General features: G+C 72.6%; 23 protein-coding genes and 1 tRNA gene. 14 read left to right on the plus strand and 10 right to left on the minus strand.

Going from position 1 to position 23941, the window contains the following annotated elements; all coding sequences use genetic code 11:
• The first annotated feature begins 41 nt into the window (after positions 1–41).
• From ACYVP9_RS19580 to ACYVP9_RS19615, 8 genes are all read left to right on the plus strand, one after another.
• Positions 42–950, plus strand: a complete 909-nt coding sequence (locus ACYVP9_RS19580) for a hypothetical protein (RefSeq protein ID WP_460606638.1) — start codon at positions 42–44, stop codon at positions 948–950.
• Positions 951–1023: 73 nt separating this feature from the next.
• Complete coding sequence (locus ACYVP9_RS19585) at positions 1024–1653, plus strand: hypothetical protein (protein ID WP_460606639.1); 630 nt, start codon at positions 1024–1026, stop codon at positions 1651–1653.
• Between the two features lie 63 nt (positions 1654–1716).
• A complete protein-coding gene (topA, locus tag ACYVP9_RS19590) occupies positions 1717–4476 on the plus strand; it encodes a type I DNA topoisomerase (RefSeq protein ID WP_460606641.1) in 2760 nt (919 codons plus the stop codon).
• Positions 4477–4633: 157 nt separating this feature from the next.
• Positions 4634–6640 carry a bifunctional MFS transporter/dTMP kinase gene (locus ACYVP9_RS19595; protein ID WP_460606642.1) on the plus strand — a complete coding sequence of 669 codons (2007 nt, stop codon included), beginning with the start codon at positions 4634–4636 and terminating at the stop codon, positions 6638–6640.
• A complete protein-coding gene (tmk, locus tag ACYVP9_RS19600; RefSeq protein ID WP_460606643.1) occupies positions 6637–7254 on the plus strand; it encodes a dTMP kinase in 618 nt (205 codons plus the stop codon). The genes ACYVP9_RS19595 and tmk overlap by 4 nt, the downstream gene beginning before the upstream one ends.
• Before the next feature lie 22 nt (positions 7255–7276).
• The gene (locus ACYVP9_RS19605) at positions 7277–7819 is read left to right on the plus strand and encodes a MarR family winged helix-turn-helix transcriptional regulator (RefSeq protein ID WP_460606644.1); all 543 of its coding nucleotides are present in this window, start codon (positions 7277–7279) and stop codon (positions 7817–7819) included.
• On the plus strand, positions 7816–9030 hold the full coding sequence (locus ACYVP9_RS19610; RefSeq protein ID WP_460606645.1) for a DNA polymerase III subunit delta': 1215 nt from the start codon (positions 7816–7818) through the stop codon (positions 9028–9030). The genes ACYVP9_RS19605 and ACYVP9_RS19610 overlap by 4 nt, the downstream gene beginning before the upstream one ends.
• Before the next feature lie 34 nt (positions 9031–9064).
• Positions 9065–9874 carry a PSP1 domain-containing protein gene (locus ACYVP9_RS19615; protein ID WP_460606936.1) on the plus strand — a complete coding sequence of 270 codons (810 nt, stop codon included), beginning with the start codon at positions 9065–9067 and terminating at the stop codon, positions 9872–9874.
• A gap of 45 nt (positions 9875–9919) precedes the next feature.
• On the opposite strand, the gene ACYVP9_RS19620 is transcribed toward ACYVP9_RS19615, so the two are convergent.
• Positions 9920–13150, minus strand: a complete 3231-nt coding sequence (locus ACYVP9_RS19620) for a TIM-barrel domain-containing protein (protein ID WP_460606647.1) — start codon at positions 13148–13150, stop codon at positions 9920–9922.
• A complete protein-coding gene (locus ACYVP9_RS19625) occupies positions 13147–14397 on the minus strand; it encodes an ROK family transcriptional regulator (RefSeq protein WP_460606648.1) in 1251 nt (416 codons plus the stop codon). The genes ACYVP9_RS19620 and ACYVP9_RS19625 overlap by 4 nt, the downstream gene beginning before the upstream one ends.
• 149 nt (positions 14398–14546) lie before the next feature.
• On the opposite strand from ACYVP9_RS19625, the gene ACYVP9_RS19630 reads away from it, so the two are divergent.
• Positions 14547–15101 carry a hypothetical protein gene (locus tag ACYVP9_RS19630; RefSeq protein ID WP_460606650.1) on the plus strand — a complete coding sequence of 185 codons (555 nt, stop codon included), beginning with the start codon at positions 14547–14549 and terminating at the stop codon, positions 15099–15101.
• A gap of 7 nt (positions 15102–15108) precedes the next feature.
• Here ACYVP9_RS19630 and ACYVP9_RS19635 read toward each other — a convergent pair whose 3' ends face one another.
• The 4 genes from ACYVP9_RS19635 to ACYVP9_RS19650 are packed head-to-tail and all read right to left on the minus strand — an operon-like array spanning position 15109 to position 17955.
• Positions 15109–15873 (minus strand): AIM24 family protein, encoded by a 765-nt coding sequence (locus ACYVP9_RS19635; protein ID WP_460606651.1) that lies wholly within the window; start codon positions 15871–15873, stop codon positions 15109–15111.
• Entirely contained in the window at positions 15873–16514 is a 642-nt protein-coding gene (locus ACYVP9_RS19640) for an AIM24 family protein (RefSeq protein ID WP_460606653.1), read from the minus strand. The genes ACYVP9_RS19635 and ACYVP9_RS19640 overlap by 1 nt, the downstream gene beginning before the upstream one ends.
• A 6-nt stretch (positions 16515–16520) precedes the next feature.
• Positions 16521–17138, minus strand: coding sequence for an AIM24 family protein (locus ACYVP9_RS19645; RefSeq protein WP_460606654.1), 618 nt, complete (start codon positions 17136–17138; stop codon positions 16521–16523).
• Positions 17139–17172: 34 nt separating this feature from the next.
• Positions 17173–17955 (minus strand): PI-PLC domain-containing protein, encoded by a 783-nt coding sequence (locus ACYVP9_RS19650; RefSeq protein ID WP_460606655.1) that lies wholly within the window; start codon positions 17953–17955, stop codon positions 17173–17175.
• 124 nt (positions 17956–18079) lie between these two features.
• Here ACYVP9_RS19650 and ACYVP9_RS19655 point away from each other — a divergent pair, with 124 nt between their 5' ends.
• The 3 genes from ACYVP9_RS19655 to ACYVP9_RS19665 all read left to right on the plus strand — a co-directional run bounded on the left by ACYVP9_RS19655 (position 18080) and on the right by ACYVP9_RS19665 (position 19562).
• On the plus strand, positions 18080–18838 hold the full coding sequence (locus ACYVP9_RS19655) for a VOC family protein (protein WP_460606656.1): 759 nt from the start codon (positions 18080–18082) through the stop codon (positions 18836–18838).
• 52 nt (positions 18839–18890) lie between these two features.
• Positions 18891–18966: transfer RNA gene (locus ACYVP9_RS19660), tRNA-Thr, on the plus strand.
• Positions 18967–19253: 287 nt separating this feature from the next.
• Positions 19254–19562: an STAS domain-containing protein gene (locus ACYVP9_RS19665; RefSeq protein ID WP_460606657.1), complete on the plus strand. Its 309-nt coding sequence runs from the start codon at positions 19254–19256 to the stop codon at positions 19560–19562.
• Positions 19563–19573: 11 nt separating this feature from the next.
• On the opposite strand, the gene ACYVP9_RS19670 is transcribed toward ACYVP9_RS19665, so the two are convergent.
• The 3 genes from ACYVP9_RS19670 to ACYVP9_RS19680 all read right to left on the minus strand — a co-directional run bounded on the left by ACYVP9_RS19670 (position 19574) and on the right by ACYVP9_RS19680 (position 20785).
• Entirely contained in the window at positions 19574–19867 is a 294-nt protein-coding gene (locus ACYVP9_RS19670) for an STAS domain-containing protein (protein WP_460606658.1), read from the minus strand.
• A gap of 70 nt (positions 19868–19937) precedes the next feature.
• Entirely contained in the window at positions 19938–20315 is a 378-nt protein-coding gene (locus ACYVP9_RS19675; RefSeq protein WP_460606937.1) for a cupin domain-containing protein, read from the minus strand.
• A 23-nt stretch (positions 20316–20338) separates the two neighbouring features.
• Positions 20339–20785, minus strand: coding sequence for a GNAT family N-acetyltransferase (locus tag ACYVP9_RS19680; RefSeq protein ID WP_460606659.1), 447 nt, complete (start codon positions 20783–20785; stop codon positions 20339–20341).
• A gap of 38 nt (positions 20786–20823) precedes the next feature.
• Here ACYVP9_RS19680 and ACYVP9_RS19685 point away from each other — a divergent pair, with 38 nt between their 5' ends.
• Positions 20824–21180: an FKBP-type peptidyl-prolyl cis-trans isomerase gene (locus tag ACYVP9_RS19685; RefSeq protein WP_460606660.1), complete on the plus strand. Its 357-nt coding sequence runs from the start codon at positions 20824–20826 to the stop codon at positions 21178–21180.
• Here the strand turns inward: ACYVP9_RS19685 and ACYVP9_RS19690 are convergent, their stop codons facing one another.
• Positions 21181–22200 carry an Lrp/AsnC family transcriptional regulator gene (locus ACYVP9_RS19690; RefSeq protein WP_460606661.1) on the minus strand — a complete coding sequence of 340 codons (1020 nt, stop codon included), beginning with the start codon at positions 22198–22200 and terminating at the stop codon, positions 21181–21183. It abuts the gene before it with no gap.
• A gap of 147 nt (positions 22201–22347) precedes the next feature.
• On the opposite strand from ACYVP9_RS19690, the gene ACYVP9_RS19695 reads away from it, so the two are divergent.
• Positions 22348–23880 (plus strand): MFS transporter, encoded by a 1533-nt coding sequence (locus ACYVP9_RS19695; RefSeq protein WP_460606662.1) that lies wholly within the window; start codon positions 22348–22350, stop codon positions 23878–23880.
• Positions 23881–23941: the final 61 nt, after the last annotated feature.

Genomic DNA, 23941 nt, shown 5'->3' on the forward strand with positions numbered 1-23941 from the left:
GGCGGCCTGGAACGACCACCGATTCGAGAAGCGAGCACGCGATGAGCAATTACCCCCCGCAGAACCCGGGCGGTTACGGTCCCGGCAACGACCCGTACGGCCAGAACCCCGGTGGTTACGGCCAGCAGGGTGGTGGCTACGGCCAGAACCCCGACCCGTACGGCCAGCAGGGCGGCGGTTACGGCCAGAACCCCGACCCGTACGGCCAGCAGGGCGGCGGCTACGGCCAGCCCGGCGGTTACGGACAGGGCGGCGACCAGTACGGCCAGCAGGGCGGCTACGGCCAGCCCGGTGGCTACGGCCAGAACCAGCCGCCGTGGGGCGGGCCGCCCGCCGGCCCGCCGAACAACAACCGCCGCAACGCGATCATCGCCGCGATCGTCGCGGTCGTCGTCATCGCCGGCGGCATCATCGCCCTGGTCGCGTTCACCGGCGGCGACGACGACAAGACCCCCGTGGGCCAGTCGGGCAGCCCGACGCCGACGATCAGCGGGTCGCCGTCCGGGTCGGGGTCGAACGACTTCCCGAGCACGGGTTCGTCCCCCTCGTACGCATCGCCGTCGTACTCGTTGCCGTCGTACAGCACGCCGTCGTACTCGCTTCCGTCGTACAGCACGCCGTCGTACTCGTTGCCCTCGTACGGCTCGTCCGGCTCGGCGTACGGCTACTCGGCCTACAGCACGGGCCTGCGGTACTTCCTGAACCTGAACGCCAAGAGCCTCGACGGCATCAAGGCCCTGGCGTGCCCCACGACGCGCATCACGCTCACCCAGAGCACCCTCGACACGGTCCGCTCCGCCTACCCGAGCGGCACCGCGAACGAGACCGGCTCGACGGCCACGCTGAACGGCGTCATCAATCTCCAGTCCGGCCAGTCGGTCAAGATCGTCCTGACGTTGCGCGAGACCGCCGACGACCGCTGGTGCCTCGCCAAGACGATGGGCGGCTGAGCCCGGGACACACCCGACGCGAGCACACCCTCGGTGCCCGGCGACCTCGCGGTCGTCGGGCACCATGTCGTTCGTGACCCAGTTCTCGCTGTTCGGTGCGGCCGCCGCCGACCCGGCAGCGGAGGACCTGGACGGGTTGGTGATCGCCGGTGGACGGTGGGTGCGCGGGGCCGGCGGGGCACGGCTGTCGGTCGTGGTACCCGACCGGTGGCGTGCCGACGAACTGGCCGGCGTGTTCGCCGCGCTCGGCGTCGCCGAGCCCGAGGCGGACGAGCGGATCGTCACCGCCGCCGGCACCGGCGGCCTCGCCGTCCGCACCGCGTTCTCGCCACGGCTCGAACCCCACGCTGCGCGGTGGACACGCGGCGCGAACCACGCCCTGCCCCGTCCGTTCGTCCTCACCGTGACCGGCCTGCGGCTCTGGGCGGTCGCGGCCGGCCGCCGCGACGGTGCCGCGTACCTGCTCGCGACCGGCTCGGGCGGCTCGGCCGGCGCGACGGACGAGGTCGTCCATCAGGCGGCGGGTGCCGAGTTGTCCCGGCTCGGGGTGGCGGCGGTGTCGCTGTCGCAACGGCCCGGGCCGGGCTGGCGCGTGACGTCGGCGCGGCGGCTGCGGCGACTGCACGAACTGGTGGGACCCCCGCCGGACGGCGGCGCCGACGAGTGGCCGTTGCCCACTCCCGCCTTCCCGCCGCGCGGCTGAGCGAACACCCGTCCTGTACCGTCCGGCTCGACGAGGTCCCGCCGGGGCCGCAAGATCGAGAGGGTGACGCCGGTGGCGGCAGGCACAGGGTCCGCGGGCACCAAGCTGGTGATCGTGGAATCCCCTGCCAAGGCCAAGACGATCGGTGGCTACCTCGGCAAGGGCTACATCGTCGAGGCCTCGATCGGCCACATCCGCGACCTGCCGCGCAACGCCGCGGACGTCCCGCCGAAGTACAAGGGCGAGTCGTGGGCGCGGCTCGGCGTCGACACCGAACACGACTTCGAGCCGCTGTACGTGGTGAGCGTCGACCGCAAGCAGCAGGTGTCGAAGCTCAAGCAGCTGGTCAAGGAAGCCGACGAGCTCTACCTCGCCACCGATGAGGACCGCGAGGGCGAGGCCATCGCCTGGCACCTGGTCGAGACGCTGAACCCGAAGATCCCCGTCCGCCGCATGGTGTTCCACGAGATCACCCCGCAGGCGATCGCCGCCGCCGTCGCCAACCCGCGCGAGATCAACGAGTCGCTCGTCGACGCGCAGGAGACCCGCCGCATCCTCGACCGGCTCTACGGCTACGAGGTCAGCCCGGTGCTGTGGAAGAAGGTGCTGCCGCAGCTGTCGGCCGGGCGCGTGCAGTCGGTCGCGACGCGCATGGTCGTCGAGAAGGAGCGCGAGCGCATGGCGTTCCGCTCGGCCGACTACTGGGACGTGGTCGGCACCTTCGCGCCGCAGCAGCGCAAGCCCAACGACCCCGAGAGCTTCACCGCGACGCTCGTGTCGGTCGACGACACCAGGCTGGCCACGGGACGCGACTTCGACCCGTCCACCGGTCGCGCGCCGGCGAACGTGCTGCACCTGGACGAGGCCGGCGCCCGCGGTCTGGCCGCGCGCCTCGACGGCCGCGCATTCTCCGTGCAGGGCGTGGACGAGAAGCCGTACCGGCGCCGTCCGTACCCGCCGTTCATGACCTCGACGCTGCAGCAGGAGGCGGGGCGCAAGTTCCGCTGGTCGGCGCAGCAGGTGATGCGTACCGCCCAGCGGCTGTACGAGAACGGCTACATCACCTACATGCGCACCGACTCGACGAACCTGTCGCAGACGGCGCTCACGGCGGCGCGCACGCAGGCCCGCGAGCTGTACGGCGACCAGTACGTCCCCGCCGAGCCGCGCACCTACAACCGCAAGGTGAAGAACGCGCAGGAGGCGCACGAGGCCATCCGCCCGTCCGGCGACTCGTTCCGCACGCCGGGCCAGGTGGCGAGCGAGCTGTCGAGCGACGAGTTCCGGCTCTACGAGCTCATCTGGCAGCGCACGCTCGCGTCCCAGATGGCCGACGCGGTCGGCACGACGATGACGATCCGGTTGGGTGGCACGTCGGCCTCGGACGAGGCGGTCGTGTTCACCACCTCGGGACGGACGATCACCTTCCCCGGCTTCCTGCGGGCGTACGTCGAGGACAGGGACGAGTCCGGCGACAAGGACGACGCCGAGAAGCGCCTGCCGCAGGTCGAGCGCGGCGACGGTCTCGACCCGCGTGACTTCACGCCCACCGGTCACACCACCTCGCCGCCCTCGCGCTACACCGAACCGTCGCTGGTGAAGGCGATGGAGGAACTCGGTGTCGGCCGACCGTCGACCTACGCCTCGATCATGCAGACGATCCAGGACCGCGGTTACGTCTGGAAGAAGGGCCCGGCGCTGGTGCCGACGTGGACGGCGTTCGCCGTCGTCGGCCTGCTCGAGTCGTACTTCTCGCGGCTGGTCGACTACGGCTTCACGGCGTCCGTCGAGAACGACCTCGACGACATCGCCAACGGCGGGCGCTCACGCATCGAGTGGTTGACGAAGTTCTACTTCGGCTCCGCCGACGAGGGTCCTGATTCCCAACGCATCTCGGCGCAGGGCGGGCTGAAGCGGCTGATCGCCGCCCGGCTCGAGGAGATCGACGCGCGCGGCGTCAACTCGATCAAGCTGCCGCACGCACCCGAGGACGTCGTCGTGCGCGTCGGCCGCTACGGGCCCTACCTGCAGGAGGGCGACGGCGACGAGTCGCGCCGTGCCTCGCTGCCCGAGGACCTCGCCCCCGACGAGCTGACCGCGGAGAAGGTCGAGGAGCTGCTGTCGGCGCCGTCCGGCGACCGCGACCTCGGCGAGACCGCCGACGGCCGCACCGTCACCGCGAAGGCCGGCCGCTACGGCCCGTACGTCAGCGACGGCGAGAAGTCGGCGTCGCTGTTCAAGTCGATGTCCCTCGACACGATCACCCTCGAGGACGCCGAGAAACTGCTGACGCTGCCGCGCACCCTCGGCCAGCTCGACGGCGAGGACGTCACCGCGCAGAACGGCCGGTACGGCCCGTACATCAAGAAGGGCAGCGACTCGCGGTCGATCGACACCGAGGAACAGCTGTTCACGATCACGATCGAGGAAGCGCAGGCCATCCTCGCCCAGCCCAAGCAGCGCGGGCGCCGGGCGGCCGCCGCCCCGCCGTTGCGTGAGCTCGGCGAGGACCCGGTCTCGCAGAAGAAGATGGTCATCAAGGACGGCCGCTTCGGCCCGTACGTCACCGACGGCGAGACCAACGCCTCGCTGCGCAAGGGCGACGAGATCGAGTCGATCACCGACGAGCGCGCCTCGGAGCTGCTGGCCGACCGGCGCGCCCGGGGTCCGGCGAAGAAGGCTCCGCGCAAGGCGGCGAAGAAGACCGCGGCCAAGAAGGCGGCCGCGAAGAAGACCGCGACAAAGGCGGCCGCGAAGAAGACGACCGCGAAGAAGGCGGCCAAGAAGGCGGCGAAGAAGGCGGCCCCGGCCGCCGCCGACTGAGGCGCGGCTGCCGCCCCGCCGCGGGTGGAGCCGGGGGCGTGGTCGGGGTGACCGATAGAATTCCGGCCGTGACCTGGGCCCTGGCGTGTCGGGCACCGGTGCAGGTGGGCCGGTGACCCGGTCCGCCGACTCCGCTCGTCGCCGTGAGAACTCACTGGTGACACTGGCCCGGATCCCCGTCGTCCGTCGCATGTGGGCGGCGATCACGCTCTCGAGCCTGGGCGACTGGCTGGGCCTGCTGGCCAACACGGCGCTGGCGCAGCAGCTGACCCGCGACTCGTCCTACACGACGCAGGGTGCGGCGATCTCCGGCGTGCTGCTGGTGAAGCTGGCCCCGGACCTGCTGTTCGGGCCACTCGCCGCGGCGTTCGCCGACAAGCTCGACCGCCGCAAGACGGTGATCGTCGGCGACACCCTCGCCGGTCTGCTCTACGCGTCCATCGCGCTCGGGTACGAACTCGTGTGGCTCTACGTGGCCCAGTTCATGATCGAGGCGATCGGGCTCTTCACCCAGCCCTGCAAACAGGTCATCCAGGTCTCGATCGTCCCCAAGCGGTTGCTGGCGACCGCGAACCAGATCTCGTTGTTCTCGGTGTACGGCACGGTGCCGATCGCCGCCGGACTCTTCGCGCTGCTGTCGGCGGCGAACCGGCTCGCGGGCACCGACACGACCGTGCGCAGCGGCGACGTCAACGTGGCCATCGTGGTGGCGCTGGCGCTCAACACCATCACGTTCTTCGTCAGCGCGGCGACCGTGTTCTACAGCCGGCGCGACATCCCCGCCGTCCCCGCCGAACGGGAGCAGGGGAAGAGCATCGTCGCGCTGCTGCGCGAGGGCATCTCGTACATGCGCGCGAACGACCTGATCCGCGGCCTCTACGTCGGCATCATCGGCGCCTTTGCCTCCGGCGGTCTCGTCGTCGGTGTCGCGCAGCTGTGGGTCCGCACGCTCTCGGCGGGCCCGGCCGGGTACTCGATCATGTTCGGCACCGTCTTCGCCGGGCTGGCCGTCGGCATGCTCGTCGGGCCGCGGGTGCTTCCCAACGTCTCGCGCAGCCGGGTGTTCGGGCTCGCGATCGGGTTCTCCGGCGGTTCGCTGCTCGTGATGTCGCTGATCCGCGACATCGTGCTCGCGGTCGTCTTCGCCTCGCTGGTCGGCCTCTTCGCCGGCATGGCCTGGATCATCGGGTACACGATGATCGGCCTCGAGGTCGAGGAACGGTTGCGCGGCCGCATCTTCTCGTTCGTGCTGTCGTCCGTGCGCATCATGCTGCTGGTCGCCATCGCGGTCGGACCGCTGATCGCGGGCGTGCTCGGCTCGCACCGCATCAAGATCGGGCAGTCGTACCTGCGGTTCTCCGGACCCGGCCTGACGCTGTTGCTCGGAGGTGTCCTCGCCCTGGGCGTCTCGCTCTACGCCACCTCGAGGGCGGGTGAGTCCCGCAAGCGTTTGCGCGACATCGCGCGAAAACGATTCCTGCGGACGTCCGCGGCGTACGGCGCGGAACGGGGCGGCCTGCTCGTGACCGTCGAAGGTGTCGACGCGGCCGCGACGGGTCGGTACGCGCACCTGCTCGCCGAGACCGCCCGCTCGCTGCGGCTCGTGGTCGTCGAGACGGCCGAGCCGACGTCCAGCGCGACGGGCCATCGGGTCACCGAACTGCTCGCCGACGGGTCCGGCGTCGAGCCCGAGACCGCGGCGCTGCTGTCGGCCGCCGATCGGGCCGAACACGTCGCCGCGGTGATCCGACCGGCGCTCGACCGCGGCGAGGTCGTGGTCTGCGACCGGTTCGTGCTGACCTCGCTCGCCGTGCACGGCGGCGGTCGCGGGGCCGACGTCGACGGCATCCGCGCCGTCAACGCCTGGAGCACGGGCGAGCTCGCCGCCGACCTCACCGTGGTCGTCGAGGGTGGTGAGCCGTCGTCCGTCGCCGGCGCGGTGGGCGAGCTCGACCTCGACGGCATCCGGCTGGTTTACGACGACGAGCTCGACGCCCACCCGGGACGGGTGCTGCGCTGCCACGACCTCGCGCCGGAGCACCTGCCCGCGGAGGTCGGCGACCGGCTGCGCCGCCTCGTCGAGCGGCGCGCCTCGCTGCTGGCCGAGCACCCGGACCTGCCCGCCCTCGCCCAGGACGCCGCCGTCGGCGAGCGCGCCACGTGACAGGGCGGTTCGTCGCGTTCGAGGGCGGCGAGGGCGTCGGCAAGTCGACCCAGCTGCAGGCGGCCGCCGACTGGCTGCGCGCGACACACGGCCGCGAGGTCGTCACCACCCGCGAACCGGGCGGCACGCCGCTGGGCGCGCACCTGCGCGAGCTCGTGCTCGCCCCCGACGGCGACGTGACGCCGCGCGCCGAGACGCTCATCTACGCCGCCGACCGCGCCCACCACGTCGACACGGTCATCGCGCCGGCGCTCGCGCGCGGGGCGGACGTGCTGACCGACCGGTTCGTCGACTCGACGCTCGCCTACCAGGGCGCCGGACGGGGCCTGGGCGAGGGCGCCCGCATGGTCACCACGTGGGCCACCGGAGGGCTCGTGCCGCACCTCACCGTGCTGCTCGACCTGGACCCGCGGGTGGGGTTGCGGCGGGCCGGTGAGCGCGCGGCCCTCGACCGCCTCGAGTCGGCGTCCGCCGCGTTCCACGCGGCCGTCCGCACCGGCTTCCTCGAGCTGGCCGCCGCCGATCCGGACCGCTACGTCGTGCTCGACGCCGACCGCCCGGCGGACGAGATCGCCGCCGACGTGCGCGAGGCGCTCGGTCGGTTGCCCGGCTGAGCAGATCTCTCGGCGTCAAGAGATGTGCGACCATCGACCCGTGGCCGACGAGGTGGACGGGATCGTCGCGGCGTGGCGCCGCGAGCGCCCCGACCTCGACGCCGCGCCGCTCGAGGTTCTCTCGCGCCTCGACCGCCTGGCCGGGGTGCTCGCCGAGCGGCGCCGCCGCATCTTCGCCTCGCACGGCCTGCGCCAGCACGAGTTCGACGTGCTGGCCGCGCTGCGCCGCGAGGGGGAGCCGTTCACGCTCACCGCGGGCGAGCTCGCCGCCCGCACCCACGTCACCTCCGGCACGATGACCAGCCGCCTCGACGGGCTGACCGCCCGCGGTCTCGTCGCGCGCACGGCCGACCGGGCGGACGGTCGCCTCGTGCGGGCCTCGCTCACCGCGGCCGGACGCGAGATGGTCGACGCCGCGTTCTCGGCCCTGCTGGCCGCCGAGCACGAGCTGCTCGCCCCGCTGCCGCCCGCGTCGCTGGGCCCGCTCGCCGACACCCTGCGGGCGCTGCTGTCGCGGGTGGAGTCGGAGCACCTGTCGGCGCCGACCGGCACAATCGGCCCGTGACCGTCTGGGACCAGCTCGTCGGGCAGGACTCCGCCGTCGCGACCCTGCGCTCGGCCGCCGGCGCCGCGGCAGACATCGCCGCCGGCCGCCCGGTGCCGTCCGGGTCGATGACGCACGCCTGGTTGTTCACCGGCCCCGCCGGCTCAGGGCGATCGGTGGCCGCCCGGGCCTTCGCCGCCGCGCTGCAGTGCGAGCGTGCCGACGATCCCGGCCCGGACGGCGAACGGCTGCTCGGCTGCGGCGAGTGCGCGCAGTGCCGCACGGTCGCCGCGGGCACGCATCCGGACGTCCGCAACGTGGTGCCGCAGGGGCTGTCGATCAGCGTGGCCGAGATGCGCTCGACCGTGGCGGGGGCGTCGCGCCGTCCGCAGCTGGGCCGCTGGCAGGTGATCGTCATCGAGGACGCCGACCGGCTCACCGAGCAGGCGTCCAACGCGATCCTCAAGGCGATCGAGGAGCCACCACCGCGGACGGTCGTGCTGTTGTGCGCACCGTCGCTGCACCCGGACGACGTGATGGTGACCGTGCGGTCGCGCTGCCGGCTGGTCACGCTGCGCACCCCCGCCGCCGAGGCGGTCGCCGGGGTGCTGCGCGACGAGGGCGTCGACCCGTCCACCGCCGAGTGGGCGGCCGCCGCCGGGCAGGGCCACGTCGGCCGCTCGCGGCGCCTCGCCCGCGACGCGGACGCCCGCGAGCGTCGCGCCGCCGTGCTCGCCATCCCGGCCTCGCTCGACTCGCTGCGTGCCTGCCTGCTGGCCGCCGACCACCTGGTCGGCGCGGCCGAGGCCGAGGCCACCGCCCTGTCCGCCGACCTCGACGCCGGCGAGACCGAGGCACTGCAGGTCGCGCTCGGTCAGGGCGCCACCGGCAAGGGGGTCGCGACGTCCGTGCGCGGGTCGGCGGGCGTGCTCAAGGACCTCGAGAAGCGGCAGAAGTCGCGCGCCACCCGCACCCAGCGCGACGCGCTCGACCGTGCGCTGGTCGATCTCGCGGCGTTCTACCGTGACGTGCTGCTGCGCATCTCCGGCTCGACGGTCGCCCCGTCGCACCCCGATCTCGCCGACGACGTCCGCACCGTCGCGAGCCGGCTCGACGCCGCCGGCGTGCTGCGCCGTCTCGACGCGATCCTTGCCTGCCGGCAGGCGATCGACGACAACGTGAAGCCGCGCATCGCCGTCGAGGCGATGACCGCGTCGCTGCGCCTGCCCTGACCCCGCCTCCCGCCAGTACGGTGGCGGGGTGCCGATGATGTGCGCGGTCGTCTTCCAGCCGCAGGGGCGGCTGTACTACGCCGACCCCGGCGAGCTGCGCGTCGCCGTGGGCGATCGCGTGCTCTACCCGACCGAGGACGGCGCCGAGGTGGCGCAGGTCGTCTGGGCGCCCGAGTGGGTGACCGAGCCGGTCGGCGGGCTGCCCGTGCTCGCCGGCGTCGCCGACGAGGCCGCGGTCGACGCCGCCGCCGCATCACGCAAGGTCCGTGCCCACGCCCGGGTCGCGAGCCGCAAGCTGATCCGTGAGCACGAGCTGCCGATGAAGGTCGTCGGCGTCGACCACCTGCCGCACGAGCGCAAGGTGACGATCTACTTCACCGCCCCGCACCGGGTCGACTTCCGCGCGCTCGTGCGAGACCTCGCCGCCACGCTGTCGAGCCGCGTCGAGCTGCGGCAGCTGTCCGCCCGCGACGAGGCCCGCCTCACCGGTGGCGTCGGCAGCTGCGGACGCGAGCTGTGCTGCTCGACCTTCCTCGTCGACTTCGAGCCGGTCAGCGTCCGCATGGCCAAGGACCAGGACCTGCCGCCCAATCCGATGCGCATCTCGGGCGCCTGCGGCAAGTTGATGTGCTGCCTGAAGTACGAGCACCCGCTGTACGAGCAGTTCGCCGCCGAGGCGCCGCCGGTGGGGGAGCAGGTCGACACCCCCGACGGCCCCGGCAAGGTCGTCGGTCACGACGTGCCGGGCGAGAAGGTCGTCGTGCGGTTGTCCGCCGACGGCCGCCGCACGCCGTGCGCGCTCGCGTCCGTCTGTTCGAGCCGCAAGGCGTACGACTCGAAGTAGGCAGGCACACGGGCCGGCGGACGGTCGTCCGCCGGCCCGTGGGCGCTACTTGTAGGTGACGACCAACCGGTCGCGGACGCTCTGCTTCGGCGTCCGGACGGTCAGCGTGCGGGTCTTGCGGTGCCACGTCCAGGAGGCCGCGGAGACCTTCCGTCCGTCAACCTTCACGACCGTGGGGGCGGTGGCGTTCGTGAACGACACCGTCCAGGCGCGTTGCCTCACCTGTCCGGCGAACGATCCCTGCGACGGCGCGATGGTCACCCGGTTGCCCTTGGCCGTGATGCGGGTGGTGGCGTGCCGGGCGGACGTCGTGGTGCCGTCGTCCTCGTAGAGCGAGTACGAGCCGGCCGCACCCTGCGCGACGGTGACGGTGACGGCGTCCAGCGGGTGCTGCACGTCGTTCGCGACGTTCTTCGTGCGGGTGGCCACGATGCCGCCCGAGCGGACGAACACCGGCATCGTGTCGAGATCGGTGGTGATCTCGGCGGTGGTGCCGCCCTGATAAGTCTTGCCGGTGAACCAGTCCGTCCAGGTGCTGCCGGCCGGGAACCAGACGGACGTCGTCGCCGAGGTGCCGGGCGTGGTCACGGGCGCGACGAGCACGTCCGGACCGTAGAGGTACTCGGCGTCGGCGCGGGCGTACGCCTCCTGCTGGTCGGGGTACTGCAGGTACAGCGGCTGCGTGATCGGCGCACCGGTCGCGCGGGCCCGCTCGGCGAGGCCGTAGGTGTACGGCACCAGCTTCTCGCGCAGGTTCAGGAACGCGGTCGCCGACGTGTCGGCCGCCGCGCCGTACTGCCACGGGAGCCGGTCGCTGTGGTTCGAGTGCAACCGGTCGATGGGCTGGAAGGTGCCGAACTGCACCCACCGCGCGTAGAGGTCGTCCGGCAGCTTCGTCGATCCCGGTTCGGTGCCCGGCTCCTGCAGTCCGCCGGTGTGGCCGCCGATGTCGTGACTGATCGACGGCAGTCCGGTCGCCGCCGACTCGCCGGGCGTGTAGCCGACCTCGAACGCGAGGGTCCGCCATGTCGAGATCGTGTCGCCGGTGAAGTGCAGCGTGGTGCGCTTGTCGGCCCATGGTCCGGTCGGCAGCGGGGTGGCGTTGCCGTACCCGCCGGCCTCGAGGGTGCCGTAGGCCCGCGAGAAGGCGAAGCCGCGGTCGACCGTCCGCGCGGTGTAGTCGGCGTACGCCTGGTTCACCCATGCGTCGCCGGTGACGCCGGGCAACGACGAGATCGACCCGTCGCAGCACCAGTCCATCCACCACAGGTCGTTGCCGTCGGCCTGCATGTCGTCGTGCAGCGACAGGTAGGCCTTGAGCTGGTCGGCGTCGCCGAAGTCGAAGACGTAGCAGTCGCCGCCGCCCCCGCCGCACGAACCCGGCTTGAGCTTGCCCTTGGCGATCTGCTGCGCCTTCGGGAACTGCGGGTCGGACGCGAGGATGCTCGGGTGCAGGTTCAGCGACGTGTGCAGCCCCTGCGCGTGCGCCCAGGCGAAGAACGCCTTCGGGTCGGGGAACTTGGCCGGGTCGATCTCCCACCCGTTCCACTGGTTCGGCGTCTTGTAGTCGGTGTCGACGACGAGCACGTCGAGCGGGACGCCCTCGCTGCGGAAGCGCGGCACGATCGTCTTCTGGAAGTCGGCCGCGGTGCGGTCGTAGTACTCCGAGTACCACGTGCCGTACGCCCAGCGGGGCAGCAGCTTCGCCGGCCCGGTGAGGGTGGAGAGGTCCTGCAGCGCCTGCAGGTAATCGTGGCCGTAGCCGAACACGTACCCGTCCTGGTACGGCTGCTGCGCGGGCCGTTGCGTGACTTTGCGCATCTTCGCGTCAAAGATGGCGGACGCGGTGTCGTCCAGCAGCGACCAGCCGTCCTGGTAGAGCAGGCCGGGGTTGGTGATCGCGCCGCCGTCGACGTTGTCGATGCTGCGGCGGTACCCGCCGAGCGGCGCGTGCGCGTCGAGCACCGGCGACGCCGCTCGGACGAACGCGACGGTGTCGACGTTGACGTTGCAGCTGTCGTCCGTCGGGCAGCCGAGGGTCACCGTGTTCGTCCCGGCCGCGAGCCTCACCGGGATCGAGACGGTCCGCCACGTGTCCCAGCTGCTCGTGGGCGCGAGCGTGGCCGTCGTCGGGTCGGACGTGCCCACCTGCACCGAGACGGAGCGGTCCCGCACGGCCTGCGCACCGGCGGCGGAGTTCGCGTAGCGCAACTGCAGGCGGTACGCGCCCGCCTTCGGAACGCCGGTCACGGTGACGGTGTCGGACGCGCCCGTCTTCTCCAGGCCACCGACGAAGCCGCGGCCGGAGTAACCGTTGTGGTCGAAGGCGAGGCGGGCCCCGCCGGCGAGCGCACCGGTGTCGGCCTCGCAGACGGAGCCGAACGCGCACGGCGTCACGGCCGGCGGCGTCACCGGCGGGTAGTCGGCGCCGGGGGTGACGACGGCGACGTTGTCGACGTTGACGTTGCCCGAGTCGGACGCCTGCCGCGACACCACCACGGTGTGCGTGCCCGCCGACAACGAGAGGCGCGTGGTCGCCACCGCCCAGGTGTCCCAGGTGGCGGTGGGCGCGAGCGACAGGGTCGAGGCCGCCCCGCCGTCCGCGGCCACGCTCAGCGTGCGGGTGGTGATCTTGCCGTCGCCGCCCTGGTTGTTGGCGTAGCGGACGGCGACGTCGTAGTCGCCGGCCTTCGCGACCGTGGTCGTGAACGACAGGCTGTTGCCCTCGTGCTCGAACCCGGCGACGAAGGCGCGGCCGGTGAAGCCGCTGTGGTCGGTGGCGGACGTCAGGCCGGACGTCGTGAGGTCCTCGGCCTCGCACCGGGTGCCGACGGCACAGGCCGCCGCGGCGGTGCCGCTCCACGGCGCGGCGGTGACGCGGTGGCCGCCGTCGTCGACGAGCACCTTCAGGTTCTTCGCCGTGAACGGACCCGAACCCACCTTGTAGCGCAGGGTCACCGCGGACGTGTCGATCGTCAGCCAACCGCCCACGACCTTGGACGTGAACCGGGTGCGCGGGAAGCCGTCGCGACCGACGGCGTTGAAGGTGGCCGCATCGACGAAGTGCGCGTCGCCGGCGTACTCGGTGCGGATCACCGTCGGCGACAGCACCTCGAAGCGGGCGTCGCCGGAGACGACGGCTCGCTGCCGAGCCGACGGCGCCGACGGTGCCGCCGAGGCGGTCGGGGCCAGCGCCGCGGCGAGACCGCCGCCGAGCGCCAGGGCCGCGACGGCGACGGTCAGCCGCCGGACGCGGGAACGGGGGACTGGTCTCACAGATGTGCTCCTTGCGGTGGTGGGACGGACAGCGGCGGCCGTGAGCTCGACCGCACGGACGGGAGATCCCGGATCGGCCGCCGGTCCTGTGACCGGTCGGCGAAGCGGGCGGGTTCGGTGAGCACGAGCGCCAGGGCGCCGGCGAGGGAGGCGCGCTCGCCCTGCGGGGTGACGGCGAGCTCGACGGGGGAGCCGAACGGCAGCGCGTGCAGCTCCCGGCGGATGGGGTCCTCGAGCAGCTCGCCGAGCGCGGTCAGCTCGCCGCCGAGCACGATGCGCGCGGGGTCGAGCACGACGGCGAGGTCGGCCAGGGCCGTCGCGAGCGCGTCCGCGCCCTCGCGGACCACCCGGCGCACGGCGGCGTCCGTCCGCGCGGTGTCGACGAGCCGGGCGAGGGACGGCACCGTGCCGGCGAGGCGGCGCAGCATGCCGTCGCCGCCGGCGTACAGCTCGAGACAACCGCGTCGGCCGCACCAGCACCGCTCGCCGTCGGGCCTGGCGGTGACGTGCCCGAACTCGCCGGCGAACCCGTGGCGGCCGCGGACGATGCCGCCGTCGCGGGCGGTGCCGAGCCCGATGCGGCTGGCGATCTTGACGTAGAGCACGTCCCCGCCGTCCGTGGGCGGACGGGTGACCGCCTCGCCGAGGGCGCCGAGGTTCGCATCGTTCTCGGTCACGACCGGGATGCCCCACCGGGCGGCCACGCTCTCGGCGAGTGACGACTCCGCCCAGCCCGGCAGCACGTCGGGTACGGCGAGGCGGCTGCTGCCGGTGGCGACGGGGGCGGCGATGCTGACGGCGGCGCCGAGCAGGTCCTCGGGGTCGACCCCGGCCTGCTCGAGGGCCTCCTCGATGCTGCGCAGCACGATGCGGCTGCCGCGCGCAGCGGTGTGGCCGCGGGCGGTGGTCGTCCAGCGCTCGGCGAGCTCGCTGTGGGACAGGTCGCCGACCGCGACGGCCACGTGACGCACCCCGATGTCGACCGCGATGGCGATGCCGGCGGACTTGTCCAGACCGACGCGGTTGGCCGGACGGCCGCGCCCGCCCGCGGGGCCGGTGCTGCGCTCGGTCACGAGCCCGCGCTCGCGCAGCTCGCCGAGCACGCTGGACACGGTGGCGCGGGACAGCCCGGTGTGGCGGGCGAGCTCCGCGCGGGTGGCCCAGCCGGCGTGCCGCAGCACCCTGACGACATTGGCGCGGTTCGTCGCGCGCAGGGCGCCGCTGGTGGGCTGCACCCGTCGTGTCACGCCTGGTCCTGTCCGCTCGCTGTGCTCGTGCGAGGAGGAACATGTCGCGTCGACAGGGATTTGGTCAATAGTTCGACAGAAATACGGATTTATGCAGTCTCATCCGGTATGCCCCTCCCGGTGTCCGACCCAGGTGCTTCGATGCGCGTATGACCGGGACACGGGCGGCCGGGGTCGCTGTGGCGCTGCCGAGCTTCGACGGCGCGGCGTTGATCGTCGCGCTCGACGCGCAGCGGGTCGCGCGCGATCTCGACTGGACACAGCTCGCGCAGGCGATGACCGACCAGTCCTATGCGCTCAACGCCGAGCTCGGCGACCACGCCATGTGCCCGGGCGCGCTGCTCCGCACGACCAAGCGCGGCACGATGTCGTGCCAGTACGCGATGCAGCTGCTGCGGTGGCTCGGCCGTCCGCCCGAGCACTTCCTCACCGGACCGGTCGCCGACGTCGGCGACACCACCCTGCCCACCGCCGGTCCCGACCGGCGGTTGCGCTGGAACCTGCCGCGCCTCGGCCGTGCGCTCGACGAACGACGCCGGGCGGACGGCCTCACCTGGGGCGCGCTCGGCGAGATCTTCGGCGTCAGCCCGTCCCGGCTGTCGAACCTGCGCACCGCGCGGCTCGCCGACATGGACCTCGTCATGCGCGTGACGCAGTGGCTGCGCCGGCCGTCCGCCGACTTCATCGAGCCGGCGGGCTGGTGAGGCCGCGCTAGCGGTTGGCCTGCTGCGCCCGCGCGACGAGGCGCTGGCCGAGCGCGCCGGCCGACTGCGCGTCGAGCAGGTTGGTCTGCGACTCGACCAGGCGCATGAGCGCGGGGTCGACGCGCAGCATCTCCGACGACTGCATCAGGATGTTGCCGCTGCCGGTGAAGTCGTACTGCCGCTCCTCGCCCGACTGGCGGCCGAACATGCCCTGCACGCCGGCCATGAACGACTGCGCCATCCAGTTGAGGTCGTGGTGGATCGAGGGGGACGGGCAGTCGGCCCAGCCGAGCAGCGCGTCGGGGTCGGCGCGGAACGGCGGTTCGACGAAGATCACCGGACCGTTGGACGACGCCAGGAACTTGCCCGTGCCGATGAGCACGAGGAAGCCGGGGACGATCGACTGCTTGAGCTCGAGGCCGGTCTCGAAGGCGAGCAGGTTGCGCGCCTTGATGGTCAGGTTGCCGTTCTCGAGGTCGTAGCTGTTGATGTCGTTGCCGCGGTCGCCGATCACAAGCTTGCCCTGGCCGCTCGCGACGACCCAGTCCTGCGTGTAGAGCGGGGACGAGAACCGAGCGGCGACCCACGCGGCCCTCGACGCGAACGCCGCCACGCCCGAGAAGTCGATGCTGCCGTAGTAGGCGATCATCGCGCCCTTGGACGTGAACCACTCGCCGTTGAGGTCGATCGAGAAGGCGTACGGGTTGATGTTGTCGTTCGCCGGCAGCGAGTGCGGGTTGTACAGCGGCGACTTGCCCATGTTCACCGACATCAGAACTTCTCCTCCGAGGCCTGCACGAACACCTTGCCGTGACCCGAGATGTGCAACTGGAAGGCCTCGCCCGAGCCGCGTCCGATGAGCTCGCGCATGCCGACACTGGCCTTGAGGTCGACCTGCAGCGCGCCGATGTGACCGACGTAGGCCTGGGGGTCGACGCCCACCCAGTCACCGTTGAGCGGCAGCTCGAAGGTGCCGCCGTGCGACAGCAGCGCGACCGATCCGGTACCGATGATCTTGGTGGTGGCGAGGCCCTGCCCGGTGACGGCGCCGCGGACGGCCGAGCGGATGCCGCCGCTGCCGATGAACTCGACGGACGTCTGCAACCGGGCGCTGTACGCGAGCAGCCGGTCGGCCTCGGCGGTGAGGGTCTCGTTGTTGAGGTCGAGCGTCGTGACGTGCAGGCCCCGGAAGCCGTACAGCACCGAGCCGGTGCCCTCGGACGCCATCATCGGCGACGACTCGCCGGACATCATCGCGCCGATCATGCCGCCCACGCCCTGGCCCTGACCGGCGATCGGACGGAACGACACCTGGCCGTCGTAGCCGAGCATCGCGCCGCGGCGGGCGAGGATCTCGTCGCCCGGCGCGACGTTCGCCCGGACGACCTTGGAGTTGATCTTCTCGAAAGGCACGATGAATCAGCGCTCCGCCGGCTGGATGTACACGCTGCCCTGGCCCTCGAACCGGAGGCTGAACGGTTCGCCGCCGCCCTCGCCGACGAGGCTCTTCCAGCTCACGCCGGAGACGAGCGACATCTGCAGGTTGCCGGTGCCGGCGACGTAGGCGTCCGGGTCGACGACCAGCGGCATGCCGGGCGCGACCTCGAGGCCGATGAGCGGACCCTCGGACGTGATCGCCGCCTGGCCCGTGCCGGTGATGCTCGTGGTGGCGAGCCCCTGACCCGCGGTCATGCCCCGCAATCCTGCGAACTGCACGTCGAGCTGCAGCCCCTGCGTCACGCAGAGGATGTGCTCGGACTCGACGGTCAGCCGGTCGTTCTGCAGGTCGACGACGGTGACGTCCAGGGCCTTCTCGGCGAGGTACACGCGACCGGCGCCGGTGCACTCCATCATCTTGATCGACTCGCCGGCGACCTTCTGCTTCAGTGCGGCCTTGAAACCGCCGCCGCCGCCCATGCCGGCGTGCTTGAAGTCGATGTTGCCGACGTAGGCCACCATCGATCCCGCGCTCGCACGCAGGGTCTCGCCCTGCAGATCCACCACCAAGATGCGGTGGTCGGCCGTCAGTGTGGCCACGCATTGCCTCCCGGGTCGCGACGGTCCGGGCAGGTTATCGGGTCAGGTCCGTCAGCGGGGCGTCGTAGGTGTCCGGCGTGTGCCACTGGCCGCGGGAGATCAGGACCTCGCGCAACAGATCGGGACGATCCGTGATGATCCCGTCGACGCCGGCGTCCAGCAGTCGGTGCATGGTGTCCGAGTCGTTCACCGTCCACACGAGCACCCGCAGCCCGGCGTCGTGCGCGCGAGCCAACAGGTCGTCCCGGAACACCGGCAGGCGCCCGAGCCGAAGCGGCACGTGGGCGAACGCGGCGTCGCCGTAGCGCGCCCGTCCGCGACCGGACGCGAGGTGGGCCAGCGCGCGCCACGGCAGCGCCGTGCACAGCTCCGGTCCGACGGCGTCGGCGAGCGAGCGCAGCCAGCCCTCGCGGGCGCCGGCGACGCACACCCGTCGCGCGGCCCCCGTGCGCCGCAGCAGATCGGCGAGGACGGGGACGGCCGCCGGCTCCTTCACGTCGATCGTGAAGCAGGCGTCGGGGAACGTGCCGAGCAGGTCGTCGAGGGCGACGACGGGCCCGCCCCGCTGCACGGGCAGGCCGCTGAGCTGCGGCAGCGTCCGGTCGGCGACGCGGCCGCGCCCGCTCGTCACGCGTTCGAGGCGTGCGTCGTGGAAGGCGACGAGCTGCCCGTCGCGGGTGAGGCGGACGTCCGTCTCCAGGAAGCGCACGCCGAGCGAATAGGAGCGGGTGAACGCCTCGAGCGTGTTCTCGGCGGCGAGTCCGGCACCGCCGCGATGGGCGACGGCGATCGGACCGGGCCGGTCGCGGTACCTCACCAACCCAGGATGGAGGCGTCCGCGGGCCGGATCGACCATTCGGCGGGCCGTTCACCGAACCTTCGCCGCCCCGCCTCCCGCCGTCGCCCGCGCGTCGTCGGACGTTTCCCCTACGGTCGCTCCCATGCGACGGGACGAGCCCTGGGCACCCGGCACGCCGTGCTGGACCGACGTGCTGACGAACGAGCCCGAACGCAGCCGCGACTTCTACGCGGGACTGTTCGGCTGGGCGTTCGAGCCCGCGGACGGCGGGTGGACGGCACGGCTCGACGGCCGCGCGGTGGCGGGGGTCGTGCCGCGCGAGCACGCCGCGGTCTGGAACACCTACTTCGCGGTCGCCGACGTCGACCTCGCCGCGGCGGCCGTGACCGCCGCCGGCGGGGTGCTCGAGGTGCCGCCCGTGCCCGTCGGCACGCTCGGCCGCACCGCCGTCTGCCTCGACCCGGCGGGGGCGGCGTTCGGCCTCTGGCAGGCCGGAGACCTCGTCGGGTGCGAGGTGGCGGACGAACCCGGCTCGCTGCGCTGGAGCGAGCTGGTCTCCCGCGACCACGCCGCCGCCACTGCGTTCTACGTCGCGGTGTTCGGCCACGGCACCTGGGACGTCGGCACCGACGAGTACCCGATCACCGTGCTGCGGGTCGACGGGCGGGAGGTCGCTAACACCGAGCCGATGCCGCCCGGGCTGCCCCATTCCGTTCCCTCGCACTGGCGCACGTACTTCGACTCGGCGGACGTCGACACCCACGCCACACGCTGCGTCGAGCTCGGGGGCACGGTGATCGAGAGTCCGCACGACTCGCCCTTCGGACGGTGGGCGAGCCTCGCCGACCCGCTCGGCGCCCGCTTCTCGGTGATCACCCCGCCGGACGGCGCTCCCCGATGAACCCGGGCACCCGCACCGGTTAGACTCGGCCGTCGCGCTTTCGCGAGCGCACGCCGCCTTAGCTCAGTCGGCAGAGCACCTCACTCGTAATGAGGTTGTCCGGGGTTCGATTCCCCGAGGCGGCTCCACCACGGCCCCGGGAGACCGGGGCCGTTCTGCATCCCTGGACGGCGCGCGACCCGTCCGCACGCCGTGACTCGCGCCTGGTCTCGACACGTGTCACGGGCGGACGCCGACAACCACGGGGCTGGGTGCGTCGTGACACAGGGTGCCCGACTCGCAGCACCACGCGTCACGGGGTGTCCGAATGCGGGTCGATGACGGGTCGGCGGACTCTCGGAACGGGGCCGCCGTCCTCGACGAGAGGGACCTAATCCCGCGCAGCGCGTGCTACGGAGCGGGCACCCTGAGCGACGTGACTGCCGACATCCAGCTCGAGAACCGCACGGGCCGCCCCTGGGTGGTGCTGTCCGGCGACATCGATCTCGGCGTGCTCACGATGGTCTTCTCCGCGTTGAACGCCCACACGCAGTCCGGGGACGTCACCGTCGATCTGTCGGCCGTCGCCTCGATGGACGCCTCGTCGCTGGCGATCCTGTTCATGAGCTTCCGCTCGGCCCACACCGTCCGGCTCGTCAACGTGCCGCCGGCCGTCGCCGACATGCTGGAGCTGACCGACACATCGACGCTGATCTCGGTCGACCACTCGCTCGCCACCCCGTAGGGGACGGACGCTCAGGCGTCCTCGACCTGCAGCACACCGATCAGCCCGGTGGCGGCGAGCACCCGGTGCACCTGGGGCTGCAGGCCCCGCAGCCGCAGCTGGGTACCCACGCCCTCGGCCTGGCGGTTGAGCCCGACCAGGAAACCGATGCCGACCGAGTCGAGGAAGCTGACCTCGGAGAGATCGAGCAGCAGCGTCTGCGGCCGCTCGTCGGTGAGCGCGGTCGTCACCTTCTCCTGAGCCTCCGACGCCGTGCGGATGTCGATCTCGCCCGAGAGGTGCACCGTCGTGATCCCGTCCGCCACGTGACCGACAGTAGTTGCCGTGACACACATGCGACAGTCGAGCCCTTTGAGCCCGTCGAGCCCGTCGCCGTCACGGCAGCAGCGAGAAGTCCTCGAAGTCGAAGCCGGGCGAGACCACGCACGCCACCAGCGTGGGGACCTCCCCGGCGGGCGCCGCGGTCTGCCAGGCGTTCGCGGGGACGAGCAGCTGACCGCCCTCGTGCAGCACCGTCGCGCCGTCCGTCCCGTCGGGGACGTCGCCCGTGCCGCCCAGGGTGACGCGGACGGGCCCACCGCCCTGCCACAGCCACAGTTCGGGTGACGTCACCCGGTGCCAGGCCGACTCCTGACCCGGTTCGAGCAGGAACGCCACGCAGGTCGCGAGTGCGCGGGGGCCGCGCGGGGTGTCGACGGTCGCGCCGTGGCGCCACGTCTCGCGGTACCACCCGCCCTCGGGATGGGGTTGCATGCCCAGCGCGCGGGGATCGAGGGTCACGACGCCCCCGCCGGCCGGTGCATCGGCGTGTGCGGGATGCCGTCCTCGACGTAGTCGTCACCGGCTCGGGCGTAACCGAAACGGGTGTACCAGTGGGCGAGGTGCGCCTGCGCCTCGAGCACGGAATCGCGGTCGCCGACCAGGTCCAGCGCCCGGGCCATCAGCTGCCCGGCGAGTCCCCGGCCGCGGGCGGCCGCGGCGGTGGCGACCCGTCCGATGCGGGCGCGGCCGTCGGCGTCGGCGAGCAGGCGCAGGGTCGCGAGCACGGTGCCGTCGTCGTCCGCGATCCACAGCTGGCGGGCGTCGGGTTCGGCGTCGCGGCCGTCGAGGTCGAGGTACACGCAGTCCTGCTCGACGACGAACACCTCCGAGCGCAGCGCGAGGATGCGGTAGAGGACGAGGGGGTCGAGCTCGGCGAGGAGCGCGTCGTGCACATCGGCCACCGGACGAGCCTGCCAGACCGCTCGTGTTGACTGGGGGCATGACCAAGCCCCTTGTGGAGTTCCCCGGCGGCGACGAGCCGTCCGAGCTCGTCATCAACGACCTCACCGTCGGCGACGGCGCCGAGGCCAAGCCCGGCGACCGCGTCGAGGTGCACTACGTCGGCGTCGAGTTCGACACCGGCGAGGAGTTCGACGCCTCGTGGAACCGCGGCCAGTCGATCGAGTTCCCGCTGCAGGGCCTCATCCAGGGTTGGCAGGAGGGCATCCCCGGCATGAAGGTCGGCGGACGTCGCCAGCTGATCATCCCGCCGCACCTGGCCTACGGCCCGCCCGGCGGTCACCGGCTCGGCGGCAAGACGCTGGTGTTCGTGATCGACCTGCTGGACGTGAAGTAGTCAGGACACGGCGAGTCGGTCGCCGTCGGTGACGGCGCCCGACTGCTTGATCTGCCGCAGCACGGGCAGCACCTCGACGCCCCGCACGCCCGGGATCGCGCCGACGGACCCGGTGACGAAGCGGTACAGGTGCTCGACGTCGCGGCACACGACCGACGCGGTGAGGTTCTGCGCGCCCGTGATCGCGGCCGCGAACGGTATCTCGCGCTGCGCGGCGACGGCCCGGCCCGCGCTGTCCAGCGCGCCCGGCTCGACCTGCAGGAACAGCGAGGCCGTCGTGTGCAGCCCGAGCGCCGCGGTCGACAGGTCCAGGTCGAGGTAGGCCGCGCCCTGCTCGATCAGCGCGGCCAGCCGGCGGGCCGCCCTCGACTCCGACATGCCGGCCGCCTGGGCCAGCCGCGACATCGGCGCCCGGCCGTCGCGGGCGAGTTCGTCGATCAGCGCGTAGTCCTCCGGACGCAGCTCGACCGGGCCGCGGTCGTCCACCGGCGCCTCCTGCGCGGTCGCGGCGACGGCCGCGGTCTGCTCGGGCGTCAGGACGTCGGCCAGTTCGATCCAGTCGTCGTTGAGTCCGGTCCCGACCCCGACGAAGCGGTGCATCACCATCGCCGCCGACATGCCGAGCACCGGCGCCGTGCGCGGCAGCCTCTGCATGAGCAGGTCGTCGCGGCTCTCGGACGAGCGTGCCCGCAGCACGCACACCAGCTCGGCGCCGCCGGACACGACGGTCACCCAGCTCACGTCGTCGCGCTGCGCCAGCGCGCGGGCCAGCGAGTCCGCGCCGCTCGGGCGCACCTGCAACCGCACCATCCAGTTGTGCTGGCCCAGTGCCGCCGGGCGCAGCAGCGCGGTCACCCGGATGACGCCGCTGCGGTGCAGCCGCCGGTAGCGCCGGGCCACCGTCTGCTCCGAGACGCCGAGCACCTGGGCGGCGACCCGGAAGGGGATGCGCGGCGACAGCTGCACGACGCGGATGATCTGCTCGTCGAGCCGGTCGAGAGCGGCGGATTCCGTCGGCATGGGGTCGATGATGGCGGAAAGCGACGTCCGGCGGCGTCTCGGGCGGTCCGCGTCCGCGCCCGGCGCGATAGTGGCGACGTTGTCGATCCCGATGGTGCTCGCCCGTCGGGACGGCAGGAGGATCGCAACGACCGAGGGAGGAACCTCATGCGCAAGTGGTTGCCGCTGGTGACGGTGTGCCTGGGCACGTTCATGCTGCTCATCGACGTCACCATCGTGAACGTCGCCCTGCCCGACATGGCGACGGACCTCGAGACCTCGTTCAGCTCGCTGCAGTGGGTGGTCGACGCGTACGCCCTCGTGCTCGCCGCGCTCGTGCTGGGCACCGGCTCGATCGCCGACCTGGCCGGCCACCGCCGCACCTACATCGCCGGGCTCGCGCTGTTCGCGCTCGCCTCGCTCGTCTGCGGCATCGCCCCGAACTCGGGCGCGCTGATCGCGGCGCGAGCGGTGCAGGGGCTCGGTGCCGCGGCGATGTTCGCGACCGTGTTCGCCCTGCTCAACAGCACCTACAGCGGACGCGACCGCGGCGTCGCGTACGGCATGTGGGGTGCGGTCGCGGGGGCGTCCGCAGCGATCGGACCCATCATCGGCGGCCTGCTGACGCAGGGCGTCTCGTGGCGCTGGATCTTCTTCGTCAACCTGCCGGTCAGCGTGGTCGCGATCGTGCTCTCGGTCGTCGTGCTGCGCGACACCCAGACCCGGGTGCGGGCGCGCGTCGACGTCCTCGGCATCGTCCTGTTCAGCGGCGCCGCCGGCTCGCTGACCTACGGGCTGATCGAGGCGACCGAGGTCGGCTGGGGCGAGCCGGGCAGCTGGGGCTGGCTCGTCGCCGCGCCGGTGTTCGTCGCCGCGTTCGTCGTCACCGAGAAGCGGGTCGCCGCCCCGATGCTCGACATGCGCCTGCTCGCCAACCGCCGCTTCAGCGGCGTGCTGATGGCGGGTCTGACCTCGAACTTCGCCGCGTTCAGTGCCTTCACCTACACGACGATCTGGCTGCAGTCGGTGCTCGGCCTGAGCCCGATCGAGGCCGGCGTGATCGGCCTGCCGCTGTCGCTCGCGTCGTTCTTCGTGTCGGCCGTCATCGGACGGTTCCTGCACCACCGCGAGCCCGGCCCGATCATCGGCGGCGGCCTGGCGCTGATCGGCGCCGGGGGACTCGTCGGTGCGGCGCTGGTGCACGGTGGGGCGAGCTGGCCCGCGCTGCTGCCCGGCTTCGTGCTCGTCGGCGTCGGCGTCGGGCTCGCCACCCCGACCCTGAGCTCGGCGGCGATGGCCGCCGTCCCGGTGCAGCGAGGCGGCATGGCGGCGGGCGCCGTCAACACCGCCCGCCAGCTCGGTCTCGCGCTCGGCATCGCCGTCCTCGGCTCGGTGTTCGCGTCCCGCGCGGCGCACGTGCTCGCCGAGCGTGCGGTGCCGCAGTCGGACGCCGTGTCCCGCGCGGTCTCGGGCGGGCAGTCGGGCGCGGTGCTCGCCCAGGCGCCGTCGGCGGCGCGGGAGTCGCTCGAGTCGGCCGTCCGCGCCGCAGCCGTCGAGGGTGTGCAGTGGTCGCTGCTCGTGTCTGGTGTCGTCGGCGCGATCGCCGCGCTGCTGACCGTGTGGCTGGTGCGGCAGCCCCGCGGCGCCGGTGTCGCCGCCGCGCCGGCCGACAGCACGGGACCGGTGGCGCAGCGCGTCTGATCCGCCTGCCGTCGGGGTCACCGTCGGGCCCGTCCGTCACCGCGGGCGGGCCCCGCGCGTT

It is taken from the genome of Jatrophihabitans fulvus (assembly GCF_054781375.1).

What these genes read in the sequence shown, in the direction of transcription:
- ACYVP9_RS19690 (WP_460606661.1), bottom strand. Translation starts at nt 22,200, where the DNA reads ATGCCGACGGAATCCGCCGCTCTCGACCGGCTCGACGAGCAGATCATC.
- ACYVP9_RS19630 (WP_460606650.1), top strand. Translation starts at nt 14,547, where the DNA reads ATGACCGGGACACGGGCGGCCGGGGTCGCTGTGGCGCTGCCGAGCTTC.
- ACYVP9_RS19675 (WP_460606937.1), bottom strand. Translation starts at nt 20,315, where the DNA reads ATGCAACCCCATCCCGAGGGCGGGTGGTACCGCGAGACGTGGCGCCAC.
- ACYVP9_RS19695 (WP_460606662.1), top strand. Translation starts at nt 22,348, where the DNA reads ATGCGCAAGTGGTTGCCGCTGGTGACGGTGTGCCTGGGCACGTTCATG.
- ACYVP9_RS19605 (WP_460606644.1), top strand. Translation starts at nt 7,277, where the DNA reads ATGTGCGACCATCGACCCGTGGCCGACGAGGTGGACGGGATCGTCGCG.
- ACYVP9_RS19635 (WP_460606651.1), bottom strand. Translation starts at nt 15,873, where the DNA reads ATGTCGGTGAACATGGGCAAGTCGCCGCTGTACAACCCGCACTCGCTG.
- ACYVP9_RS19655 (WP_460606656.1), top strand. Translation starts at nt 18,080, where the DNA reads ATGCGACGGGACGAGCCCTGGGCACCCGGCACGCCGTGCTGGACCGAC.
- ACYVP9_RS19685 (WP_460606660.1), top strand. Translation starts at nt 20,824, where the DNA reads ATGACCAAGCCCCTTGTGGAGTTCCCCGGCGGCGACGAGCCGTCCGAG.
- ACYVP9_RS19580 (WP_460606638.1), top strand. Translation starts at nt 42, where the DNA reads ATGAGCAATTACCCCCCGCAGAACCCGGGCGGTTACGGTCCCGGCAAC.
- ACYVP9_RS19615 (WP_460606936.1), top strand. Translation starts at nt 9,065, where the DNA reads ATGATGTGCGCGGTCGTCTTCCAGCCGCAGGGGCGGCTGTACTACGCC.